We start from the raw sequence: 20,507 nt of genomic DNA on the forward strand, positions 1-20,507 counted from the left end.
CCGCTGAACTCTACCGGCCCGAACCGGGTCACGTGATCGTCCAGCCGTCCGGTCCGTCACTACCGGTAAGCACGAACCAGGCCGTCGTATCGGCCGGCAGCTCACCGGGCGTCGGACAGGGGCCACTGGCCAGCACCGGCGCGGGCAGCCCGGCCGGCAGCGCGGCCGCGACGTCGCCCAGGTTAGCGACGCAGATCACTGTGGCGTCGGCGCCGTCGCGGGCGAAGGCCAGCACGTCCGGTGCGGGCGACGGCAACCACCGCAGCACGCCGTCGCCGAGCCCGTCGAGCCGGCGCCGCTGCGCCAGCGCCGAGCGGTACAGCGACAGGGTCGAGCCGGCGTCGCGGGCCTCCGCCTCGACGGACAGCTCCGCCCACGCCGCGGGTTGGGGCAGCCAGGGAGAGGACCCGGCCGGCCCGAACCCGTACGGCGCGGCGTTGCCCGACCAGGGCAGCGGCACGCGACAGCCGTCCCGACCCAGCTCCGCCCCGTTGGTACGCGCGAAGATCGGGTCCTGCCGCGCCTCGGCGGGCAGGTCGAACACCTCGGGCAGGCCCAGTTCCTCGCCCTGGAACAGGTACACCGAGCCGGGCAGCGCGAGCATGACGAGGATCGCCGCCCGGGCCCGGCGCAGGCCCACCCGCGGGTCGGCGGTCGCGGCCGGGTCACCGGCGCCGCCCGCCCCGCCGGCCGAGCCGCCCATACCCGCGGCGAGCCGCGAGGCGTGGCGTACGACATCGTGGTTGGACAGCACCCACGTGGTGGGCGCGCCGACCGTGGCCATAGTGGACAGCGAGCCGTCGATGACCCTGCGGTAGTCCGCCGCCGACCACGGGGTCGACAGGAACTCGAAGTTGAACGCCTGGTGCAGCTCGTCGGGGCGCACGTAGCGGGCCATGCGGTCCTGGTTGGGCACCCACGCCTCAGCCACCGAGATGCGGGCCGGCGTGTAGGTGTCCAGGATGGACCGCCACGAGCGGTAGATCTCGTGGACGCCGTCCTGGTCGAAGAACGGCTGCGCCTCCCCGTCGAGCAGCTCCGTGTCGCTGTCCGCCGCGTCCGGCAGGCCGGCGGCCTTGATCATGCCGTGGGCCACGTCGATGCGGATGCCGTCCACGCCCCGGTCGAGCCAGAACCGCAGGATCGACTCGAACTCGGCCCGCACCGCGGGGTGCTCCCAGTTCAGGTCGGGCTGCTGGGAGGCGAACAGGTGCAGGTACCACTCGCCGTCGGGCAGGCGGGTCCACGCCGGCCCGCGGAAGATCGACTGCCAGTTGTTGGGCGGCTGATCGCCGCTGTCGCGGAAGATGTACCGGTCGCGCATCTCCCGGTCGCCCGCCAGGGCCGCCTGGAACCACGGGTGCTGCGCCGACGTGTGGTTGGGCACCACGTCGATGATGACCCGCAGGCCGCGCTCGTGCGCGGCGGCCACCAGGGCGTCGAAGTCGTCGAGCGTGCCCAGCTGCGGGTCGACGGCCCGGTAGTCCGCCACGTCGTACCCGCCGTCGGCCCACGGCGACGGGTAGAACGGGGTGAGCCACACGGCGTCGATGCCCAGATCGGCCAGGTAGTCCAGGCGCGCGGTCAGGCCCGGGAGGTCGCCCACGCCGTCGCCGTCGCTGTCGGCGAAGCTCCGCACGTAGACCTCGTAGATCACGGCTTCGCGGGCCCAGTCGCGCGCGCCTACGACGGTGTCCGGCGCGATGTCGTTCATGGAAGCGGTTGGCATGTTGGTGACCCTCAGCTCTTCGTGCCGCCGGCGGTGAGGCCGGCGACCAGGTTGCGCTGGACGGTGAGGAAGACGATCGCGGCCGGGATGGTGATGAGCACCGCCGCCGCCGTCATGAGTCCCCATTCCGCCTTGAACTGGCCGACGAACTGCTGCAGACCGGCGGCGAGCGTCAGCTTCTCGTCGCCGACCAGGAACGTCGAGGCGTACGCGATCTCGCCCCACGCGGTGAGGAAGGAGTAGAACCCCGCCACCGCGATGCCCGGGCGGGCCAGCGGCAGCACGAGGCGCACGAACGCGCCGAACGGGCTGAGCCCGTCCATCAGGCCCGCCTCGTCGATCTCCACCGGGATCGTGCTGAAGTAGCCGCGCAGCATCCACGCGCAGAACGGCACGGCCACGGTCACGTACGCCAGCACCAGGCCCGCGTACGAGTTGAGCAGGTCGAGCTTCGCCATCAGGTTGTAGAACGGGACGATCAGGATGGCGGCCGGGAACATCTGCACCACGAGCAGCAGCATCGCGAACGTCCGGTGACCGGGGAACTTCAGCCGCGACAGGGCGTACCCCGTGGTGGCCGCGAGTCCGACGGCGATGAGCGTCGTGAACAGGGCGACCACGATGGAGTTGGTGAACCAGCGCAGGAAGTTCGTCTCGGTCAGCACCTGGGTGTAGTTGTCCAGGCTCGGCTGGACGAACAGCTTGACCTCGGTCGACTGCCACGCGTCGCGCGGCTTGAGCGAGGTCAGGAACACCCACACGATCGGCGCGAGCGCGATGACACTCGCCGTGATCAGCGTCGCGTGCAGCGCGATCGACTTGAGCGGAGACCTCTTGCTGCTCATGTCAGCTCTCCCGACCGGCGCAGGGCCCGGCGGTAGGCCGAGGCGAAGACCAACAACATCGAAAGAATGAGTACGCCGTACGTCGCGGCGCCCGCGTAGTTGCGGATGCCCTGGAACGCCTCGCGGAACGCGAACGTCGACAGGATCTCCGTCGAGGCACCCGGCCCGCCGGCGGTCACCAGGAAGATCACGGCGAACTGGTTGAAGGTCCAGATGACGCCGAGCAGGATGACCGTGCCGGAGACGTTGGCCAGGCCCGGCAGCGTGATGTTGCGGAACTTCTGCCACGCCGACGCGCCGTCGACCTCGGCCGCCTCGTACAGCTCGCGGGGGATCGCCTGCAGGCCGCCGAGCAGGGCCACCATCATGAACGGCACGCCGAGCCAGGTGTTGACCATGATGACGCTGATCCGCGCCATGAGGGGGGACTCGAGCCAGCCGACCGGGCCGATGCCGACCAGGTTCAGCAGCGCGTTGAACAGGCCGAACTGGCTGTTGAGCAGGAACCGCCAGGCGAACGCGGCGACGAACGTCGGCACCGCCCACGGCAGGATCAGCAGCACCCGGTAGATCGCGCGACCGCGCATCTGGCGGTTGAGCAGCGTGGCCAGGCCCAGGCCGATCGTGTAGTGCAGGAACACGCAGACCGCGGTCCAGATGACCGTCCACAGCAGAACGCCGTAGAAGTCACCCTCGCGGCCGCTGAGGATGTCGATGTAGTTGGCCAGGCCCACGAACTCGAAGGTCGGCTCGATGACGTTGGCGCCGATGGTGCGCCCGACGTTCGCCTCGGTGGCGTCGGTCAGGGAGAGGTAGACACCCCGGAACAGCGGGATGCCGACGAGCGTGACGAGCACCAGGGCCACGGGGGTGACCATGGCCAGCCCGTACCAGTAGCGGCGAGCGAAACCCGCCATGACGGCCTCCTAAAACCCGGTCGAGGGGGTCACGGGCGCCCGGTGGGCCGGTCGGGTTGCCCCGGCCGGCCCACCGTGGTGCGGACCGTGCGTCAGCTCCAGCCCTTGAGGACCTTCTTGTACTCCTCGGCGACGGCGTCGAGACCCTGCTGGGCCGAGGCCTTGCCACTGAGCACGTTGACGTACTGGGTGTCGAGCGGAGCGAAGAGGGAGCCGCCCTCCGGGATCGCCGGACGGGTGGTGGCCTTCTCCAGGACCGGCTTGAACGCGCTCACGATCGCGCTGTCCTTGGCGCCCGGCAGGTCGTACGCGCTGCCGCGGGTGGGCAGCAGGCCCAGCTTGCCGGCGAGGAACGCCTGGCTCTCGGCGGAGTTCATGAAGGCGATGAACTTCTCGGACGCCTTGATGACCTTCGAGCCCGCGTAGATGGCGTAGTTGTGGCCACCCACCGGGGAGCCGACCTTGCCGGTGCTGCCGGCCGGGATCGGGGCGATGCCCAGGTTGGCCTTGTCCTTGAACGCGGCGCCGGACAGGTCGTCGGCGACGGACCACGGACCGTTGATCACCATGCCGACCTTGCCCTCCTTGAAGAGCGTCTGCATGTTGTTGTAACCGTCGGTCATGGCCGGCTTGGCAGCCGCACCCGAGGCGATCAGGTCCTGCACGGTCTGCAGACCCTTCACGGCCTCCGGGCTGTTCACGGTGACCTTCTTGCTGTCAACGTTGAGCAGGTCGCCGCCCTCGCCGTAGATGAACGGCAGGAGGAAGTAGCTGCCCGGGTTGAGGTAGATGCCCTCGACCTTCTTGGCCTTCAGCTTCAGGCCCGCGTCCTTCAGCTCCGCCATGGTGGCCGGGGCGGCGGTGACGCCGGCGTCGGCCAGCAGCTTCTTGTTGTAGAGCAGGGCGAGCGCGTCGGTCACCTGCGGGATCGCGTACGTCTTGCCGTTGAACTTGGTGGAGCCCACGGGGCCGGCGAGGTAGTCCTCGGCCTTGTCGAGGGCGGGGGTGCCGTCGAGCGCGCTCAGGTAGCCCAGCGAGGCGAACTCGGGGGTCCAGGCGACCTCGGCACGCATGACGTCCGGGGCGCCCGCGCCACTCTGCGCGGCGGTCTTGAACTTGTCACGGGCCTGGTCGAACGGCACGTTGACGTAGTTGACCTTGATCTTCGGGTTCGCCGCCTCGAACTTGGCGATGAGCTCCTTGAAAACGGGCGCCTCGTTGGTGGCGTCCGAGGTGTCCCACCAGGTGACCGTGCCCTCGGGCTCGGCAGTGGGGGTGTTCGTCTTGTTGTCGTCGCTGCTGCCGCAGGCAGCGGTGCCCGCGATCAACGCGCCGGCCAGCAGGCCGGCGGTCAGAATGCTGCGCCGTCGCATCTGCACTCCTCGTTGAGCTGAGAAGGAAGGGGGGTTCGCGTTACAGACACGAAACCTACGGACATCGGCGCGTTTTGAAAAGAGCTTGCTGCAAGCTTTCAGCAACGTTTTGCTAACGCTTGCGTGTGTCCCCGATCACGATCACCTCGTGACCCCCCTCACGCCCAAGATCGCCCGCCCCTGCTCTGCTCACCTATAGGAGTCACGTGCGCGGCAGCGGGCCAGCGTACAGCGGGGGTCAGATAAGCCCAGGTCAGTGCCGGTGACGCGTATTGGGGAGCAGAGCAGGGGGCCACTGGACGACCCCGAGCGTCGACAAGATCGCGATTCCGTGCGCAGGGGCGCAGCTGGACCGCGCTCCGGCGCACGAAACGCCGATCTTGCACGGGAGCGGGCACCAAATGTGCGCATTTGGCGAGCCTCACGGCGGCGGACCCCGCCGCGTGTGCGCTATTGGCGACCGTCGGTGAGCGGCAACCCACCAAGAGTGCACATCTGGCGAGGACGAGACGCCTGCAACCCACCAAGAGTGCGCACTTGGCGGGAGCGGCGCGCGGTCGGTCGCCAAGAGTTCACATATGGCGGCTTCCAAGGGTTGAACTGCCGCTAAATGTGCGCATTTGGCGAGCGGAGCGCGCGAAATAACAGAACTATGCGCGCAAGTTCGGCTATTTCGTCGCCCGAGGCCGCCAAAGTTGCACCTTTGGCGGGAAGGCACGCGGGCCAAGCGAGCCCGACCAGGGCGGACGGGGCCGGATTGGAGCAGACGCGCCGCGACCATACCGAGCGGGCCGCGACCACGCCGAGCGGGCCGCGACCAGGCGGACGGCCGGGACCACGCGAGTGGGCCGGGACCACGCGAGTGGGCCGGGACCACGGGAACGGCCCGCGGCGGGCGGCCCCGGGCGGGTGCCGCCGGCCACGGGCCGTCGGTGAAAGCGTCTTGCGTCAGGCCGTCAGGCGGAGGTGAGCTTCGCGGCGATCCGGGCGAAGCCGGCGCGGATCTCCTCCGGGGACGGCGGGGTGCTCGGCTCGACTTCCTCGCCCTCGTCGTACTCATCGTGGTCGTGGTCGTGGTCATCGAGGAAAGCCTCGATCTCGTCGTCCTCGACGGCCTCGTCCTCGGCCTCCTGGGCGAGCAGCTGGGCGGAGGCGATCTCGGCCTGGATCTGGTCGACCGTCGTGTGCGGCAGGACCGGCTCGACGACCGCCATCAGCTCCTCGTCAGCGACGACCGTCTCGGCCAGCGACAGGGCGTGCGCCCGCTCGTAGGGGCCGCAGACGACGGGCTCCCAGTCCTCGTCCTCGTCGAGGGGGCCGAACGTGATGATCCAGGGGAGCGCCAGCACCGGCGAGTCGTCCGGCAGCTCCAACGTGACAATGGCACCCACAGTGCCCGCCTTTCCAAATCGGCTGTCCTCGGTGTACCGGCCCATCATGGCGTGTCCGGCGCCTGGATGGACGCAGGGGCGTCGGGCGGGTTGCCCGCCAGATCCACGGCCCGGCCGTGCTGGCTGGTCGCGGCGACGGCCGACGCGAAGACGATCAGCTGGTTGAGGAAGTACAGGTAGAGGAGCAGCCCGACAGCGCCGGTGACCAGGGCGTACGCCGGGTTGTGCTCGGCCCGGCCGACAACGAGGCGGACGAGCTCGTTGAGCACCTGGATGCCGACGCCCAGCAGGATGGCCGTGGGAATGAGCCGCCGAGGGCTCATCTTCAATCGGGGCACGCCGGCCAGGATCGCGGCGGCGAGCACGATGTTGACCCCGAACTCGAGGGCCAGTGTGGACCAGTGCAGGACGCCGCCGCCGATGCGGCCGTAGTCGGGGCCGATCGCCCAGGTCAGCAGGCGCTCGACGGCCCAGCTCAGCCAGAGCGACAGCAGCAGCAACAGGCCCAGCGCGGCGAGAATGACGAGGTCCACCAGCCGCCGAATGATCATGTTGCCGGGGTGCTGTTCCAGCTGCCACACCGCCCTCTGCGAGCTGCGCAGCGCCTCAACCCAACCAATTCCCGTGAGTACGAGCGACACGAGGCCGATGAGGGTCAGCGCGCCGCGCTGGTTCGCCAGCGCCGACGCGTTGATCCAGGGCAAATTCGAGGCCAGGAAGTCGTTGACCTGGGTCACGAACGCGTTCTGTGTCGACAGGACGTACCCGAGGATGGCGTAGGCGAGCAGGCCGAGGGAGAAGGCCGCGAAGAACCCGTAGTACGAGATCGCGGCCGCCAGCCGGCCGCCGAGCACCTCGTTGTACCGGTCCAGGGCCCGCCAGAAGTGGTCGAAGACGGCCGAGTGCCGTCGCGCCCACGCGACCGACGCCTCGTATCCGGCATACGCGCGGTCGATGACCTTCACGGGCTACGTCCCGGTCAGCGGGTAGTGCCGCTCCGGCCGCCACTGGCCCTCGGCCGTGTGCTCGTAGAGGGTGAAGCCGGCGACCTCGAACTCGGCCTCGAAGTCGGCGAGGTCCGCGAAGACCGCGTCGAGCGCGGCCGGCGGCACGTCGTGGGCGACGGTCACGTGCGGATGGTACGGGTACGCCAGGTCGCGGGCGAGCGGGCCGGACCGCACGTCGGTGGCCAGCCGGACGCACTCGGTCTCACCGTCGGCGAGCGCCACGAACACCACCTGGGTGACCGGGCGGAACGTGCCGGTTCCCCGTAACCGTAACCGGAACGGCGGGTGGGCCCGGGCGATGGCGGCCAGGTGCCGCTCGGTCTCGACCCGCGTCCCGTCGGGGATCTCGGTCGGCCCGAGCAGGGTGACGTGCGCGGGCACCTCGGCGGCGAGCGGGTCGCCGGAGGCCGCCCGGGCCCGGTCGAGGCGCGGCCCCCAGGGCGCGGGAATGCCGATCGCCACCCCGATGGTGCGGACCACGCTGTCCCCCAAGCCTTGCCTCAGCGGGTCACACCCGCGAGGAAGCCGACCCGTTCGTACACCGTGCGCAGCGTCGCCGCCGCGACGGCCCGCGCCTTCTCGGCGCCCACGGCCAGCTGCTTGTCGAGCTGGGCGGGGTCGGCCAGGTAGCCGCGGGTGGCCTCCTGGATCGGCGCGACGAACTCCGACACCACCTCGGCGAGGTCCTTCTTCAGGTCGCCGTACCCCTTGCCGTCGTACGCAGCGACGAGGTCGTCGACCGTGCGACCGGTGAGCGCGGAGTAGATCGTGAGGAGGTTGGAGATGCCGGGCTTGTTCGCCTGGTCGAAGATGATCTCGCGGCCGGTGTCCGTGACCGCCGACTTGATCTTCTTCGCCGAGACGTTCGGGGGGTCGAGCAGCTCGATGATGCCGGCCGGCGTCGACGCCGACTTCGACATCTTCGCGGTGGGGTCCTGCAGGTCGGTGATCTTCGCGGTGCCCTTGAGGATGTACGGCTCCGGCACGGTGAAGGCGGGGCCGAACAGCGACGTGAACCGCTGGGCGAGGTCGCGGGTGAGCTCCAGGTGCTGGCGCTGGTCCTCGCCGACCGGCACCAGGTTGGCCTGGTAGAGCAGGATGTCGGCGGCCTGCAGGATCGGGTACGTGAATAGGCCGACCGAGGAGCGGTCGGCGCCCTGCTTCACCGACTTGTCCTTGAACTGGGTCATCCGGCTGGCCTCGCCGAAGCCGGTGATGCAGCCGAGCACCCACGCGAGCTGCGCGTGCTCCGGCACCTGCGACTGCACGAACAGCGTGCAGCGCTCCGGGTCCAGCCCGAGGGCGAGCAGCTGGGCGGCGCCGACGCGGGTGCGCTGGCGCAGCACGGCCGGGTCGTGCCCCGCGGTGATCGCGTGCAGGTCGACCACCATGTAGTACGCGTCGTGGGTCTCCTGAAGCTGCACCCAGTTGCGCAGCGCGCCGAGGTAGTTGCCCAGGTGGAACGAGTCGGCGGTGGGCTGGATGCCGGAGAGCACGCGGGGACGGTCGACAGACGCGGACATGACCGCCATTCTGACAGCCCACCCCCGACGCGCGCCGGACGGGCCGGCCGTTTGTCTCGGTCCGATAACTGTCGACCCCTGCGGGAACCGACGCCCCCAGGTGGCGACTCGTCCCCCAGACGCGCGACCATGTTGACGGACGAAGGAGCACACCATCGTGGAGCTGGGGGCGGGGGACGACCTCGACGCGGGCCGGGGCGTCGGCGCCGGCGCGACGGACGCCCTGACAGACCTGTACCGCGGCTCGTACCGGCGGCTGGTGCTGCAACTTTTCGCGTTCACCACCGACCTGACCGAGGCGCAGGACGTGGTGCAGGAAGCGTTCGCGCGCGCGCTGGCCCGCCCCAAGGGCCTCGACGACGTGGAGAACCCCGAGGCCTGGCTGCGCACCGTCGCGATCAACGTGGTCCGCCGGCGGTACCGGCGCCGGCGGCTGCTCGACACGATCCTGCTGCGCGACCGGCCGGTGGCGGCGATGGTCGCCGAGGCGCCCGAGCCCGACCGCGCCGACCTGAAGAAGGCGCTCGCCCAGCTGCCGCGCGCGTACCGCGAGGTGGTGGTCCTGCACTACCTGGCCGACCTGCCCGTCGAGGCGGTCAGCCAGCTGCTCGGCATCCCGACCGGCACAGTGAAGTCCCGACTTTCCCGCGCCCGCGGGGCGCTCGCCACCCACCTCGACGGCTACCGGTCCGACGAGTCGGCCACCCGGGTCCCGGTGCGCACGTCCGCGTCCCGGTTCGAGGCATCCGCGCCGCCGCTGCGGGTGCCGGCCCCCAGGGCGGCGGCCCCGGCACCCCGACAGGTCGGCGCCATGGCCGCGACCGCGGCGGAGGTGTCCCGTGCCTGACGATCTCGACGTCCTGCTCCACTCGACCCGCGCTGAACTGCTCAACACCATCGACGGCCCCGACCTCGACCGGGTCAGCGCCCGGGCCGGCGTGCTGCGCCGGCGCCGGCGCGCCACCGTGGCGTCCGTCGCGGCGGCCGGCGGCATGCTCGCCGTCACGCTGTGGGGCGTGCTCGGCAGCGTCGGCACGCAGGCCATGCCGGCGCCGGTCGGTCCGTCGGACGGCCCGCCCGTGACGGTCGCGCCGACCGAGTCCGCGCCGCCCGTGGACCCGGACCGGGCCGCGTGGAACGGTGACGACCTCACGTTCGTCGGCAGCGCGGCGACCGACCTGCCCGGCGACATCTCCGATGTGGAGTTCGTCGACGGACAGAACGGGTACGCCGTACTCACCGATTGTTCTGCGGCGTCCGACGGGTCGTGCCACTTCTCGCTGCAGTTCACGGGGGACGGCGGCGGCACGTGGCAGGCACGCACGCTGCCCGCCACCCTGGCGAGCACCGGACACGACAACGACCTGCGGGTGATCCCGCTCGCCGGGCCCGCGCTGGTCGTGACGGGCGCCGGCACGTGGTTCAGCCCCGACGCCGGGGTGACCTGGCAACCGAGCCGGCGGCCGGTCGATCCGCCGGAGGTGCAGGCCATCCCCGACGGCGGCAAGCTCGTGCTCAACGCCGACCCGACCGGCGGGCCGGACTGCCCCGGCTCCCGCGTCGACGTGTTCCTCACCGACGGCACCCGCGCGCGCCTGGCGCACCAGCCGCCCATCGGCGTGTGCTGGGCCGCCAGCGCCGAGGCCACCGGCGGCGTCTGGTGGGTGGGCGGGCGCAGCAGCAAGGGCCGGCCCGCCGTGGCGTCCAGCCGCGACGGCGGCCGCACGTGGACCGCGGTGGAGTTCCCGATCATCACCTCGGCGCCCGAGGCGTGGCCGAAGGTGGCGTCGGTGGGCAGCCGCACGTACGTGACGATCGTCAGCGGCCGGTCCAACGCCACGTCGCTCTACGCGTCGACGCAGATCCTGGCGATCCACCGGTCCAGCGACGGCGGGCACGCCTTCGCGCCGTTCGCCAGCTTCGGGCTGCCCGCCCTGACCGGGGACGTCGTGCCGCTGCTCGACGGCCGGCTCGTCGCCGCCTCCGGCGGCCTGTCCATGGGCGCCTCGTCGGGCACCCGGTTCGCCGACGCCCCGGACGACGTGACCTACGTGCGGGCCATCCGGCAGACCGACGTCGGCTGGGTCGCCTTCGACGTGGACCGCGGCGGCGCGGCCGCCTACAGCACGACCGGACAGACGTGGCGGCGGCTCACGATCCGCTGACGGCCGGCACCAGCTCGTCGGCCGCCGGCGCGGCCGCCCGCACGGCCGGCACCGCCGGCTTGGTGGGCACCAGCAGGACCCGGGCCACCCGACGCCCGTCCATCGCGGCCACCACCAGCTGACCCTCGACCAGGTCGACGGCGTCGCCGACCTCGGGCAGCCGGCCCAGCTCGGCCATGACGAAGCCGCCCACCGTCTCGTACGGGCCGGGCGGCAGGGCGAACCCCGCCGACTCCGCGAAGTCGGTCAGGTTGAGCCGGGCGTCGACCTCGCCGGGCGCGGCGCCGGCGGCGGGCACCGCGTCGTACTCGTCGTGGATCTCGCCGACCACTTCCTCCAGCAGGTCCTCCAGGGTGAGCACCCCGGCAGTCCCGCCGTACTCGTCGATGACCACCGCGAGGTGGCTGCCTTCGCGCCGCATCTGCGCCAGCGCCGGCAGCACCCGCATCGTGGTCGGCAGCCGCTTGACCTCGCGGGCGAGCGCGCCAACCGTGCCGGCCCACTCCTCATCCGGGCGGATGAGCAGGTCGCGCAGGTGCACGAAGCCGATCACGTCGTCGCGGGAGCCGTCGACCACGGGGAAGCGCGAGTGCGGCGCGTCGCGCACGACGCGCACCGCCTCGGCGATCGCCATCCCCCGGTCCAGGAAGACCACCTCGGTGCGCGGGACCATGAGCTCGCGCACGTGGCGGGCGCCGATGCCGAGGACCTCGTCGATCAGGCGCCGGCCCTCGGGGTCGAGGCGGGTGTTCGCGGCGACCAGGTCGCGCAGCTCCGCCTCGGAGATCCGTTCGCGGCCGGCGGTGGCGCTCTCGCCGAGCAGTTGGGTCACCCAGCGCATGGCTGCGTCCGCGCCGCGGACCAGCACGCGGGCCAGCGCCCCACGTAACCGGCCGGTGCCATCATCGTCCGGTGAGCCGCCGGGTGGTGGTGAACCACCGGGCGGCACGGCTCTGTGCATGTCGGAATTCTAGAGGTCCGCGCCACCCCCGGCGACCGACGCGCGACCCAGGAATAAGGTTGTTTGCAGACCCCGACGGAAGGTGTTGGCGTGAAGTTGCTCGTCACCGGCGGTGCCGGCTACATCGGCAGTGTCGTCACAGCGCTGCTGCTCGACTCCGGCCACGAGGTGGTCGTCCTCGACGACCTCTCCACCGGGCACGCGGAGGCGGTCCCGCCGGGCGCGACGTTCGTCCAGGGCCGGGTGCAGGACAAGGCGGCCGAACTGCTCACCCCCGACGCCGGGTTCGACGGCGTGCTGCACTTCGCGGCGTTCATCTCCGTCGGCGAGAGCGTCAAGCAGCCCGAGCGTTACTGGGACAACAACGTCGCGGGCACGCTGACCCTGCTGTCCGCGATGCGTTCGGCCGGCGTGCGGCGCCTCATCTTCTCCTCCACCGGCACGGTGCACGGCGACCTGGAAACCCTGCCGATCGCCGAGGACGCGCCGGTCGGGCCGCTGAACCCGTACGCGGCGAGCAAGCTGGCGGTCGACTACGCGCTCGACGGCGAGGCGGCGGCGCACGGTCTGGGCGCGGTCTCGCTGCGCTACTTCAACGCCTCCGGCGCGCTGCTGCGCTCCGACGGCACGGCGTACGGCGAGCGGCATGACCCGGAGACCCATCTGATCCCGATCGTCCTGCAGGTCGCCGCCGGCAAGCGGGAAAAGCTCCCGTTGTACGGCGATGACTACGCCACCCCGGACGGCACCTGCGTGCGCGACTACATCCACGTGGCGGACCTGGCGTCGGCGCACCTGCTGGCCCTGGAGAGCGTCAAGCCGGGCGAGCGGCGCGTCTACAACCTGGGCAACGGCAACGGGTACTCGAACCTGCAGGTGGTGGAGGCCGTCCGCAAGGTGACGGGCGCACCCGTCCCGGTGGAGATCGCCCCGCGCCGGCCGGGCGACATCGTCGCCCAGGTCGCCTCGTCGCAGCGCGCCCGCGCCGAACTGGGCTGGCACCCACAGCGCGCGGACCTGCACGACATCGTCTCGGACGCGTGGGACTTCTACCGCCGCGCGTTCTGAGCTTCCCGGGGTTGTGGCGAATATGGGCCATATTCGCCACAACCCGGAAGGGCTCAGCCGGCGTCGATGATCATGCCGGCGCCTACCGTGCGGTTCGTCTGCTCGTCGATGAGGATGAAGCCGCCCGTGGTGCGGTTGCGCCGGTACTCGTCCGCCAGCAGGGGCAGCGTCGTGCGCAGGCGGACGCGGCCGATCTCGTTCAATTTGAGCGATTCAGCGCCTTCATCCCGATGAAGGGTGTTGACGTCCAGGCGGTACTGCAGGTCCTTGACGACCGCGCGCGCCGACCGCGTCGTGTGCTTGACGGCCAGCTTGCGGCGCGGTTCGAGGACGGCCGCCTCGTCCATCCAGCAGACCAGCGCGTCGATGTCCTGCGCCGGCTTGGGCGCGTTGTGCACGCGGCAGATCAGGTCGCCGCGGGAGACGTCGAGCTCGTCCTCCAGCCGCACGGTCACCGACATCGGCGGGTAGGCCTCGTCGACCGGGCCGTCGGCGGTGTCGATGCCGGCGATGCGGCTGGTGAAGCCGCTCGGCAGCACCATCACCTCGTCGCCCGGCTTCAGGATGCCCGACGCCACCTGCCCGGCATAGCCGCGGTAGTCGGGATATTTCGATGACTGGGGGCGAATGACGTACTGCACCGGGAAGCGCACGTCGACCAGGTTGCGGTCGGAGGCGATGTGCACGTGCTCCAGGTGGTGCAGCAGCGACGGGCCCTCGTACCACGGCATGTTCTGCGACCGGCTCACGACGTTGTCGCCGTGCAACGCGGAAATGGGGACAATCGTCAGATCTGGCACGTCGAGTTTCGCGGCGAAGTCGGTGAACTCCTCCGCGATCGCGTCGAAGACGTCCTCGGACCAGTCGACCAGGTCCATCTTGTTGACGCAGAGGACCAGGTGCGGCACGCGCAGCAGCGAGCACAGGAACGCGTGCCGGCGCGACTGCTCGACGATGCCCTTGCGGGCGTCGACCAGCACGAGCGCCAGGTCGGCGGTCGAGGCGCCGGTGACCATGTTGCGCGTGTACTGGATGTGGCCCGGGGTGTCGGCGATGATGAACTTGCGCCGGGGCGTCGCGAAGTACCGGTACGCCACGTCGATGGTGATGCCCTGCTCGCGCTCGGCGCGCAGGCCGTCGGTGAGCAGCGCCAGGTTCGTGTACTCGTCGCCGCGCGCGGCGGAGACCGTCTCGACGGCGGCGAGCTGGTCCTCGAAGATCGCCTTGCTGTCGTAGAGCAGGCGGCCGATGAGCGTGGACTTGCCGTCGTCCACGCTGCCCGCGGTGGCGAAGCGGAGCAGATCGGCGGCGCGGCCCCGCTCTGTGCGCTCCATGAGCCGGAAGTCGTCGACCATCAGAAGTAGCCCTCCCGCTTGCGGTCCTCCATGGCGGCCTCGCTCACCCGGTCGTCGCCCCGGGTGGCGCCGCGCTCGGTGATCCGCGTCGCGGCCACCTCTGCGATCACCTTCTCGATGGTGTCCGCGTCGGACTTGACTGCGGCGGTGCAGCTCGCGTCCCCGACGGTGCGGTAGCGCACCGTCTCGACGAACGGTTCCTCCCCGTTGCGCAGGGGCAGGTGCTCGTGTACGCCGTAGAGCATGCCGTCGCGGTCGACGACCTCGCGCTCGTGGGCGAAGTAGATCGACGGAAGGTCGATGCCCTCGCGGGCGATGTAGTCCCAGATGTCGAGCTCGGTCCAGTTCGACAGCGGGAAGACGCGGATCGACTCGCCGGAGTCGATCCGCGCGTTGTAGAGCGACCACAGCTCGGGGCGCTGGTTGCGCGGGTCCCACTGGCCGAACTCGTCGCGGAAACTGAACACGCGCTCCTTGGCGCGGGCCTTCTCCTCGTCGCGACGGGCGCCGCCGAACAGGGCGTCGAAGCGGTGCTGCTCGACGGCCTCCAGCAGGACCGGCGTCTGGATCCGGTTGCGGGTGCCGTCGGCGGGGGCGCGGACGAGGCCGCGCGCCAGGGCGTCCGGGACGCTCGCCACGATCAGCTGCAGGCCGAGTTCGTCGACCCGCCTGTCCCGGTATTCGAGAACCTCGGCGAAGTTGTGACCGGTGTCGACGTGCATCACGGGGAACGGGATGGGCGCCGGCCAGAACGCCTTCTCGGCGAGCCGGAGCATCACGATCGAGTCCTTGCCGCCGGAAAAGAGCAGCACAGGGCGCTCGAACTCGGCGGCCACCTCACGCATGACGAAGATGCTCTCCGCTTCGAGAGCATCCAGGTGGGAGACCTTGTACGAGGCGGCACCCATGTTCTTTTCCTTCAATATCTACGTCGGCGGATGCGCCCTCGCGACGTCGAGCGCCGCGAGAATGCGTGGCGCAAGATCCTTCCGGCACACCAGCAGGTCTGGCAACGATGGATCCGGCCGGTTGTATTCCAGCGCAGATCCATCGATCCTGGAAGCGTACAGGCCCGTGGCCGTGGCCACAGCCACAGGCGCCGCCGAGTCCCATTCGTACTGGCCCCCCGCGTGCAGGTAGGCGTCCACGACACCGGACACCACCGCGCAGACTTTGACGCCGGCGGATCCCATGGGGACAGGCTCGACCTCACCCCACTCTCGGACGAACCGGTCAAGCAGGGCCGGCGGGCGCGTCCGGCTCGTCGCGACGCGCAGCGGCCGGCCCACTCCGACGTCCCGCATGTCGGGATAGCTGGGGGGCTGATCGGTGCTGAGCGTGAGGCCGCGGGCCGGCATCGCCACCGCCCCGGCCACCAGCGCCCCGCCCTGCCACAGCGCGATGTGCACCGCCCAGTCGGTGCGGTCGGGCTCGCCGTACTCCCGGGTGCCGTCGAGCGGGTCGACGATCCAGACCCGGGGGGCGCGCAGCCGGCGCAGGTCGTCGTGTGCCCCCTCCTCCGAGAGGACCGCGTCGCCGGGCCGCCAGCGGGTGAGCAACGTCACGATCAGGTCGTGCGCCTTCTCGTCCCCCGTCTTGCGCAGCAGTACGGGGTCGGCGAAGCCGAGCTCGGCGCGCAGCCGCAGCAGTTCAGTGCCCACCTGGTCGGCGAGCCAGCGGGCGAACCCGGCGTCGGTGACCGGCGGGGCCAGCAGCGTGGTCATCAGTACGCCCCGGAGGAGCGCAGCACCGCGCTGACGGTGCGGAGCAGGATCGCGAGGTCCATGGTCAAGGTCCAGTTCTCGACGTAGCGGAGGTCCAACCGGACCGCCTCCTCCCACGGCAGGTCCGAGCGGCCGCTCACCTGCCATAGTCCTGTCATACCCGGTTTCACAGCGAGCCGACGCCTCAGATCGTCGGGGTACGCGGCGACCTCGCTCGGCAGCGGGGGTCGGGGACCCACCAACGACATCTGCCCGCACAGCACGTTGAACAGTTGGGGCAGCTCGTCGACGGAGTACCTGCGTAGCCAGCGTCCCACCCTAGTCACCCGCGGGTCGTCCCGCATCTTGAACAACACCCCATCGGAGTCGTTGCGGGGCCGCAGTTCCGCCAGTCGCGCGTCCGCGCCGTGCAGCATCGAGCGGAACTTGAACATCGCGAACTCACGGCCCTCCTTGCCGACCCGAACCTGCCGGAAGATCACCGGCCCGGGCGAGCCGAGCTTCACCGCGACCGCGACGAGGGCCAGCAGCGGCGCGAAAGAGCAGATCAGCAGCGCCGCGCCGACCCGATCGAAGATCGCCTTCACGACCCGGCCGGCCCCGGCGAGGCGGGGATGGTCGACGTGCAGCAGCGGCAGCCCGTCGACGGGGCGGATCGTGGTCCGTTCGCCGGCCACGTCGATGAGCGCGCTGGCCAGGATGAGGTCGACGTCGTCGTGCTCGAGCTGCCAGGCGAGCCGGCGCAGGGCGCGCCCGTCCAGCTCCGGACAGGACAGCACGATCACCGTGTCCGCGCCGGTCGCGGCGACGCCCTCGTGGATGGCGTCGAACGTCCCGACCAGCGGCAGGTCGACCTCCTCCAGGCCGCCGGGCACGCCGGGTGGCAGGCAGCCGCCGACGACGTCGAGCCCGTGGTACCGCTCCCGGCGCAGTTGCCGGGTGAGGTCCGCGACGGCCCGCGGGTGGCCGACGGCGACGACCCGGCGCAGGTACTCCCCGCTCAGGCGGGCATGGTGCAGCATCCGGCGCTGGACGAAGCGCACGGCGATGCTGGCGACGGTCGCGAGCGGCAGCGCCACGACGAGGTAACCCCGGGAGAGCCGCACGTCGAACGCGTAGGAGGTGAGCGCGACGGTCGCGGTCAGCGCGAGGCCGGCGCGCAGCACCCGCTGGTACTCCTCGGTGCCCACGAAGAGGAAGCGCCGCTCATAGGCCCGGTTCGCGGCCATCGCGGCGATGAACGCGAGCGGCAGCACCGCGGACAGCATCAGGTAGACGCGGTTGTACTCGGTGACCTCGGCACCGAACCGGGCGTGGAAGGCGATGACCCCGGCCCCGAGCCCGACGACCGTGTCGGCGACGAGCAGCCGCCGCGCGTAGCGGGTCTCCCAGCGCTTGGCCCGGCCCGGTCCCGCGCCTGCGACCACCCGGTGGTCGGCGTCCGCGACGCCGCTCAGCCTTCCCCGGGAGTACGTCCGGGGAGCGGGTGTTCGGGGGCCGGCTGAGGGGATCGGGCTGCGCCGGCTCTCCGCCACCCACGCCCCCTCGCATTGACCATGCCGGCAGGACAAAAGCCGACAAGATGTGACGAAGGGTGTAACGGACGACGATGAATCGAGTTACCGATCGTTGGCGGCGTGATACGCGTTCTGCGTCCACTCCAGCCCGCGCGTGATCAAGGTCTCCACCATGTCGGCCGCGCGGTCGACGAGGAAGTCCAACTCCTTGCGTTCCAAGGCCGAAAAGTCCGACAGAACGTAGTCGGCCGGGTCCTGCCGGCCAGGCGGACGGCCGATGCCGAACCGCACCCGCAGATAGTCCTTAGTGGACAGCGACTTGCTCATCGAACGCAGCCCGTTGTGGCCGCCCTCGCCGCCGCCCACCTTCGCGCGCAGCTGACCGAAGGCGATGTCCAGCTCGTCGTGCACCGCGATGACCTGAGCCGGCGGCACCTTGTAGAACTGGGCCAGCGCCGCGACCGGCCCACCCGACAGGTTCATGTACGTCAACGGCTTGGCGAGGACGAGCCGGGGCGCGTCCAGGCCGACGCCGAGCCGCCCCTCGGCCGCGTCCGCCACCGCGCGGCGGTGCCGGCTGAACTTCGCGCCCACCCGCGACGCCAGCAGGTCGGCGACCATGAAGCCGACGTTGTGGCGGTTGTGCTCGTACTCCCGGCCCGGGTTGCCGAGGCCCACCACCAGCCACTGCGCGGCGTCGCTCATCATCGCCTCTTACTGTCAGGGTCGTCACGGTCGTCAAATGACGCGTCCCCGGTGCGCCGCTGTGGGCACCGGGGACGGCGTCAGGGATGCGTGTCGGCTCAGGCCTCGGCAGGGGCCTCGGCGGCCTCGCCCTCGGCGGCCTCCGGCGCGGCCTCGGCGGCGCCCTCGAGCTGCTCGGCGGTCGGCGCGAGGCTGATCACCGCGAGGATCGTGTCGGCGTCGCCCGCCAGGGTCGAGCCCTTCGGCAGCGTCACGTCGCCGGCGGTCACGTGCGAGCCGGCCTCCAGGCCGTCGATCGAGACCTCGACGTGCTCGGGCAGGTGCAGCGCCTCGGCCAGGATCGACAGGGTGCTGTGCTCGGTGACGACCAGGGTGCCCTTGGCGGCCTCGCCGGTCAGCTGCACGGGAACGTCCACGGTGACCTTCTCGCCACGCTGGACGATGATGAGGTCGATGTGCTCGAACGTGTCCTTGATCGGGTCGCGCTGGATCGCCTTCGGCAGGGCGAGCACCGGACCGCCGTCGGTCATGTCGATGCTGAACACCTGGTTCATGCCGCCATGACGGATGGCCGCGGCGAACTCCCGCGCGGGCAGCGCGATGTGCTTGGGGTCGGAGCCGTGGCCGTACAGCACGGCGGGCACCAGGCCGGCACGGCGGGTACGGCGGGCACCACCCTTGCCGAACTCGGTGCGGGGCTCGGCGCTGATCTTTACCTCGGACACGGACTACTCCCTGATCGCTGCGGTGTCGTTCTTGTGCCTGCGCGACGTGTGCCGGCAGATGGCTTGCGGTGCGGCGGGCGAAGGCGCATGGGGCACAGGCCCGGAGCACCGCGTCGATCACGGTGCCCGAACTCGGCTCAACTCCACCGATGGGCGCCCTCGCCGTGGCAACCCAGTTAGCTTACCGGATCCATGTAACGCCCTTGACAGCGTCCCCACACCCCGTACCAAAAAAGATCAACACGGATCGCGTTATCCACAGCCCACTCTGCTGTCCACAGATCGAGCACGCACCGTCGCGTCCCCGCCCGCTTCGCTCCACGATCTGCTCATGACCAGTCCATCGCCCGCGCCGGCCAGTCTCGTGATCCACGGCACAACGGCAGTCGCGGAAGGCCGGCTGACCAGGTCAGCGCTGCGCAGCCGGGCCTGGCACCGCGTCGTGCACGGGGTCTACGCCGACGCCGGCACGCCCCTGACCCACGAACTGCGCTGCCGGGCGGTGGCCGCGTTCCTCCTACCCGATGGCGGCGCCATAGCCGGCCGCTCGGCCGCAACGCTTCTCGGCCACGGGCTGAGCGCCACGCTGGATCCGGTCGAGATCATCGTGCCGCCCGCGTCGCGGCCCCGCCTGGCGAGTGTCATCACCCACAGCGGCACCCTGCCCCCCGACGAGCTCCGCGTGATCCGCGGCGTGCCCACCACCACCGCCGTCCGGACCTGCTGGGACCTTGCCCAGTGGCTCCCGCTGACCGAGGCCGTCACGCTGACCGACCGGCTGCTCCACGCGGGCCTCGTGACAGCCGGCCAACTCGACGAGTACGCGGCCCGGCGTGCCGGCGGCCGTGGCATCCGGCGCTTCACGAAGATGGCCTCGCTGGCCGACGGCCGCGCGGAGTCCCCACAGGAGAGCCGACTGCGGGTGGCGCTCCGGCTCGCCGGCCTCCCCGCACCCGACGCGCAACATGAGATCTACGACGCGGACGGGCTCGTCGCCCGCACGGACCTGGCATACCCGGAGTACCGCATCGCCCTCGAGTACGACGGCCAGTGGCACGGCGACGCGAATCAACTGCACCGGGACCGCCAACGGCTCAACCGCCTCCAGTCCGCGGGCTGGTTGGTGCTCCACGTCACCTCGGCCCGCCTGCGCGACGACCTGAGCGGCGTCATCCGCGAGGTCACCCAGGCGATCCACGCCCGCCGCCGCTCCGCCCGCTGACCCGGCACACCCGCTCGCCTCCCGCGCGCACCCGCCAACGCGCCGCACCCGCACTTCCGCCAGATGTGCGCATGTCGCGAGCCTGGGCAAGCGCCACCCCGCCAGATGTCAGCAGTCGGCGGGGCTCAGACACCCCGCACCCCGCCATATGTGCGCAGTCGGCGGACGCGGCCGCGCGCAGGCCGCCAGATGCTCACATCTGGCGACGGCACGCGCGTCGCCCTTCGCCAATTGCTCACCTCTGGCGAAGCAACGGACGTCGGGTGTCGCCAGATGTGCG

19 protein-coding genes are annotated in these 20,507 nt (G+C 71.0%); 4 read left to right on the top strand and 15 right to left on the bottom strand.

What is annotated here, in order from left to right; genetic code table 11:
• Positions 1-28: 28 nt before the first annotated feature.
• The 8 genes from ABD211_RS24190 to trpS form a co-directional block, all read right to left on the bottom strand.
• Positions 29-1,729: a glycoside hydrolase family 13 protein gene (locus ABD211_RS24190; protein WP_344136281.1), complete on the bottom strand. Its 1,701-nt coding sequence runs from the start codon at positions 1,727-1,729 to the stop codon at positions 29-31.
• 11 nt (positions 1,730-1,740) lie between these two features.
• Positions 1,741-2,574 carry a sugar ABC transporter permease gene (locus ABD211_RS24195; RefSeq protein ID WP_344136283.1) on the bottom strand — a complete coding sequence of 278 codons (834 nt, stop codon included), beginning with the start codon at positions 2,572-2,574 and terminating at the stop codon, positions 1,741-1,743.
• Positions 2,571-3,491: a carbohydrate ABC transporter permease gene (locus ABD211_RS24200; RefSeq protein WP_344136284.1), complete on the bottom strand. Its 921-nt coding sequence runs from the start codon at positions 3,489-3,491 to the stop codon at positions 2,571-2,573. Before ABD211_RS24200 ends, ABD211_RS24195 begins: the two co-directional genes overlap by 4 nt.
• A gap of 92 nt (positions 3,492-3,583) precedes the next feature.
• Positions 3,584-4,864, bottom strand: a complete 1,281-nt coding sequence (locus ABD211_RS24205; RefSeq protein WP_344136287.1) for an extracellular solute-binding protein — start codon at positions 4,862-4,864, stop codon at positions 3,584-3,586.
• Between the two features lie 956 nt (positions 4,865-5,820).
• The gene (locus tag ABD211_RS24210; protein ID WP_344136290.1) at positions 5,821-6,255 is read right to left on the bottom strand and encodes a hypothetical protein; all 435 of its coding nucleotides are present in this window, start codon (positions 6,253-6,255) and stop codon (positions 5,821-5,823) included.
• A 44-nt stretch (positions 6,256-6,299) separates the two neighbouring features.
• Positions 6,300-7,220: a YihY/virulence factor BrkB family protein gene (locus ABD211_RS24215; RefSeq protein ID WP_344136293.1), complete on the bottom strand. Its 921-nt coding sequence runs from the start codon at positions 7,218-7,220 to the stop codon at positions 6,300-6,302.
• A 3-nt stretch (positions 7,221-7,223) separates the two neighbouring features.
• Complete coding sequence (locus tag ABD211_RS24220) at positions 7,224-7,742, bottom strand: 2'-5' RNA ligase family protein (RefSeq protein ID WP_344136296.1); 519 nt, start codon at positions 7,740-7,742, stop codon at positions 7,224-7,226.
• Positions 7,743-7,762: 20 nt separating this feature from the next.
• The gene (gene trpS / locus ABD211_RS24225; RefSeq protein WP_344136299.1) at positions 7,763-8,785 is read right to left on the bottom strand and encodes a tryptophan--tRNA ligase; all 1,023 of its coding nucleotides are present in this window, start codon (positions 8,783-8,785) and stop codon (positions 7,763-7,765) included.
• 157 nt (positions 8,786-8,942) lie between these two features.
• On the opposite strand from trpS, the gene ABD211_RS24230 reads away from it, so the two are divergent.
• Together ABD211_RS24230 and ABD211_RS24235 are read left to right on the top strand one after the other, a co-directional pair.
• Positions 8,943-9,632: an RNA polymerase sigma factor gene (locus tag ABD211_RS24230; RefSeq protein WP_344136302.1), complete on the top strand. Its 690-nt coding sequence runs from the start codon at positions 8,943-8,945 to the stop codon at positions 9,630-9,632.
• The gene (locus ABD211_RS24235; RefSeq protein ID WP_344136305.1) at positions 9,625-10,950 is read left to right on the top strand and encodes a hypothetical protein; all 1,326 of its coding nucleotides are present in this window, start codon (positions 9,625-9,627) and stop codon (positions 10,948-10,950) included. The genes ABD211_RS24230 and ABD211_RS24235 overlap by 8 nt, the downstream gene beginning before the upstream one ends.
• Here ABD211_RS24235 and ABD211_RS24240 read toward each other — a convergent pair.
• A complete protein-coding gene (locus ABD211_RS24240; RefSeq protein ID WP_425560518.1) occupies positions 10,937-11,815 on the bottom strand; it encodes a hemolysin family protein in 879 nt (292 codons plus the stop codon). The two genes, ABD211_RS24235 and ABD211_RS24240, sit on opposite strands and share 14 nt — an antisense overlap.
• 186 nt (positions 11,816-12,001) lie before the next feature.
• Between ABD211_RS24240 and galE the strand changes: the two genes are divergently transcribed.
• On the top strand, positions 12,002-12,979 hold the full coding sequence (galE, locus tag ABD211_RS24245) for a UDP-glucose 4-epimerase GalE (protein WP_344136307.1): 978 nt from the start codon (positions 12,002-12,004) through the stop codon (positions 12,977-12,979).
• A gap of 53 nt (positions 12,980-13,032) precedes the next feature.
• Here the strand turns inward: galE and cysN are convergent, their stop codons facing one another.
• The 6 genes from cysN to ABD211_RS24275 all read right to left on the bottom strand — a co-directional run bounded on the left by cysN (position 13,033) and on the right by ABD211_RS24275 (position 19,005).
• Positions 13,033-14,334: a sulfate adenylyltransferase subunit CysN gene (gene cysN, locus ABD211_RS24250; protein ID WP_344136310.1), complete on the bottom strand. Its 1,302-nt coding sequence runs from the start codon at positions 14,332-14,334 to the stop codon at positions 13,033-13,035.
• Positions 14,334-15,242: a sulfate adenylyltransferase subunit CysD gene (cysD, locus tag ABD211_RS24255; protein ID WP_344136312.1), complete on the bottom strand. Its 909-nt coding sequence runs from the start codon at positions 15,240-15,242 to the stop codon at positions 14,334-14,336. The genes cysN and cysD overlap by 1 nt, the downstream gene beginning before the upstream one ends.
• 18 nt (positions 15,243-15,260) lie before the next feature.
• Complete coding sequence (locus ABD211_RS24260; protein WP_344136315.1) at positions 15,261-16,058, bottom strand: 3'(2'),5'-bisphosphate nucleotidase CysQ; 798 nt, start codon at positions 16,056-16,058, stop codon at positions 15,261-15,263.
• On the bottom strand, positions 16,058-17,593 hold the full coding sequence (locus ABD211_RS24265) for a sugar transferase (RefSeq protein WP_425560515.1): 1,536 nt from the start codon (positions 17,591-17,593) through the stop codon (positions 16,058-16,060). Before ABD211_RS24265 ends, ABD211_RS24260 begins: the two co-directional genes overlap by 1 nt.
• Before the next feature lie 84 nt (positions 17,594-17,677).
• Positions 17,678-18,280: an aminoacyl-tRNA hydrolase gene (pth, locus tag ABD211_RS24270; protein WP_344136337.1), complete on the bottom strand. Its 603-nt coding sequence runs from the start codon at positions 18,278-18,280 to the stop codon at positions 17,678-17,680.
• Between the two features lie 98 nt (positions 18,281-18,378).
• On the bottom strand, positions 18,379-19,005 hold the full coding sequence (locus tag ABD211_RS24275) for a 50S ribosomal protein L25/general stress protein Ctc (RefSeq protein WP_344136318.1): 627 nt from the start codon (positions 19,003-19,005) through the stop codon (positions 18,379-18,381).
• 331 nt (positions 19,006-19,336) lie between these two features.
• On the opposite strand from ABD211_RS24275, the gene ABD211_RS24280 reads away from it, so the two are divergent.
• Positions 19,337-20,227 carry an endonuclease domain-containing protein gene (locus ABD211_RS24280; protein WP_344136320.1) on the top strand — a complete coding sequence of 297 codons (891 nt, stop codon included), beginning with the start codon at positions 19,337-19,339 and terminating at the stop codon, positions 20,225-20,227.
• The last annotated feature ends 280 nt before the right edge of the window (positions 20,228-20,507 follow it).

Origin of the sequence: Luedemannella flava (genome assembly GCF_039528515.1) — a bacterium.
GTDB classification, from domain to species: Bacteria; Actinomycetota; Actinomycetes; order Mycobacteriales; family Micromonosporaceae; genus Luedemannella; species Luedemannella flava.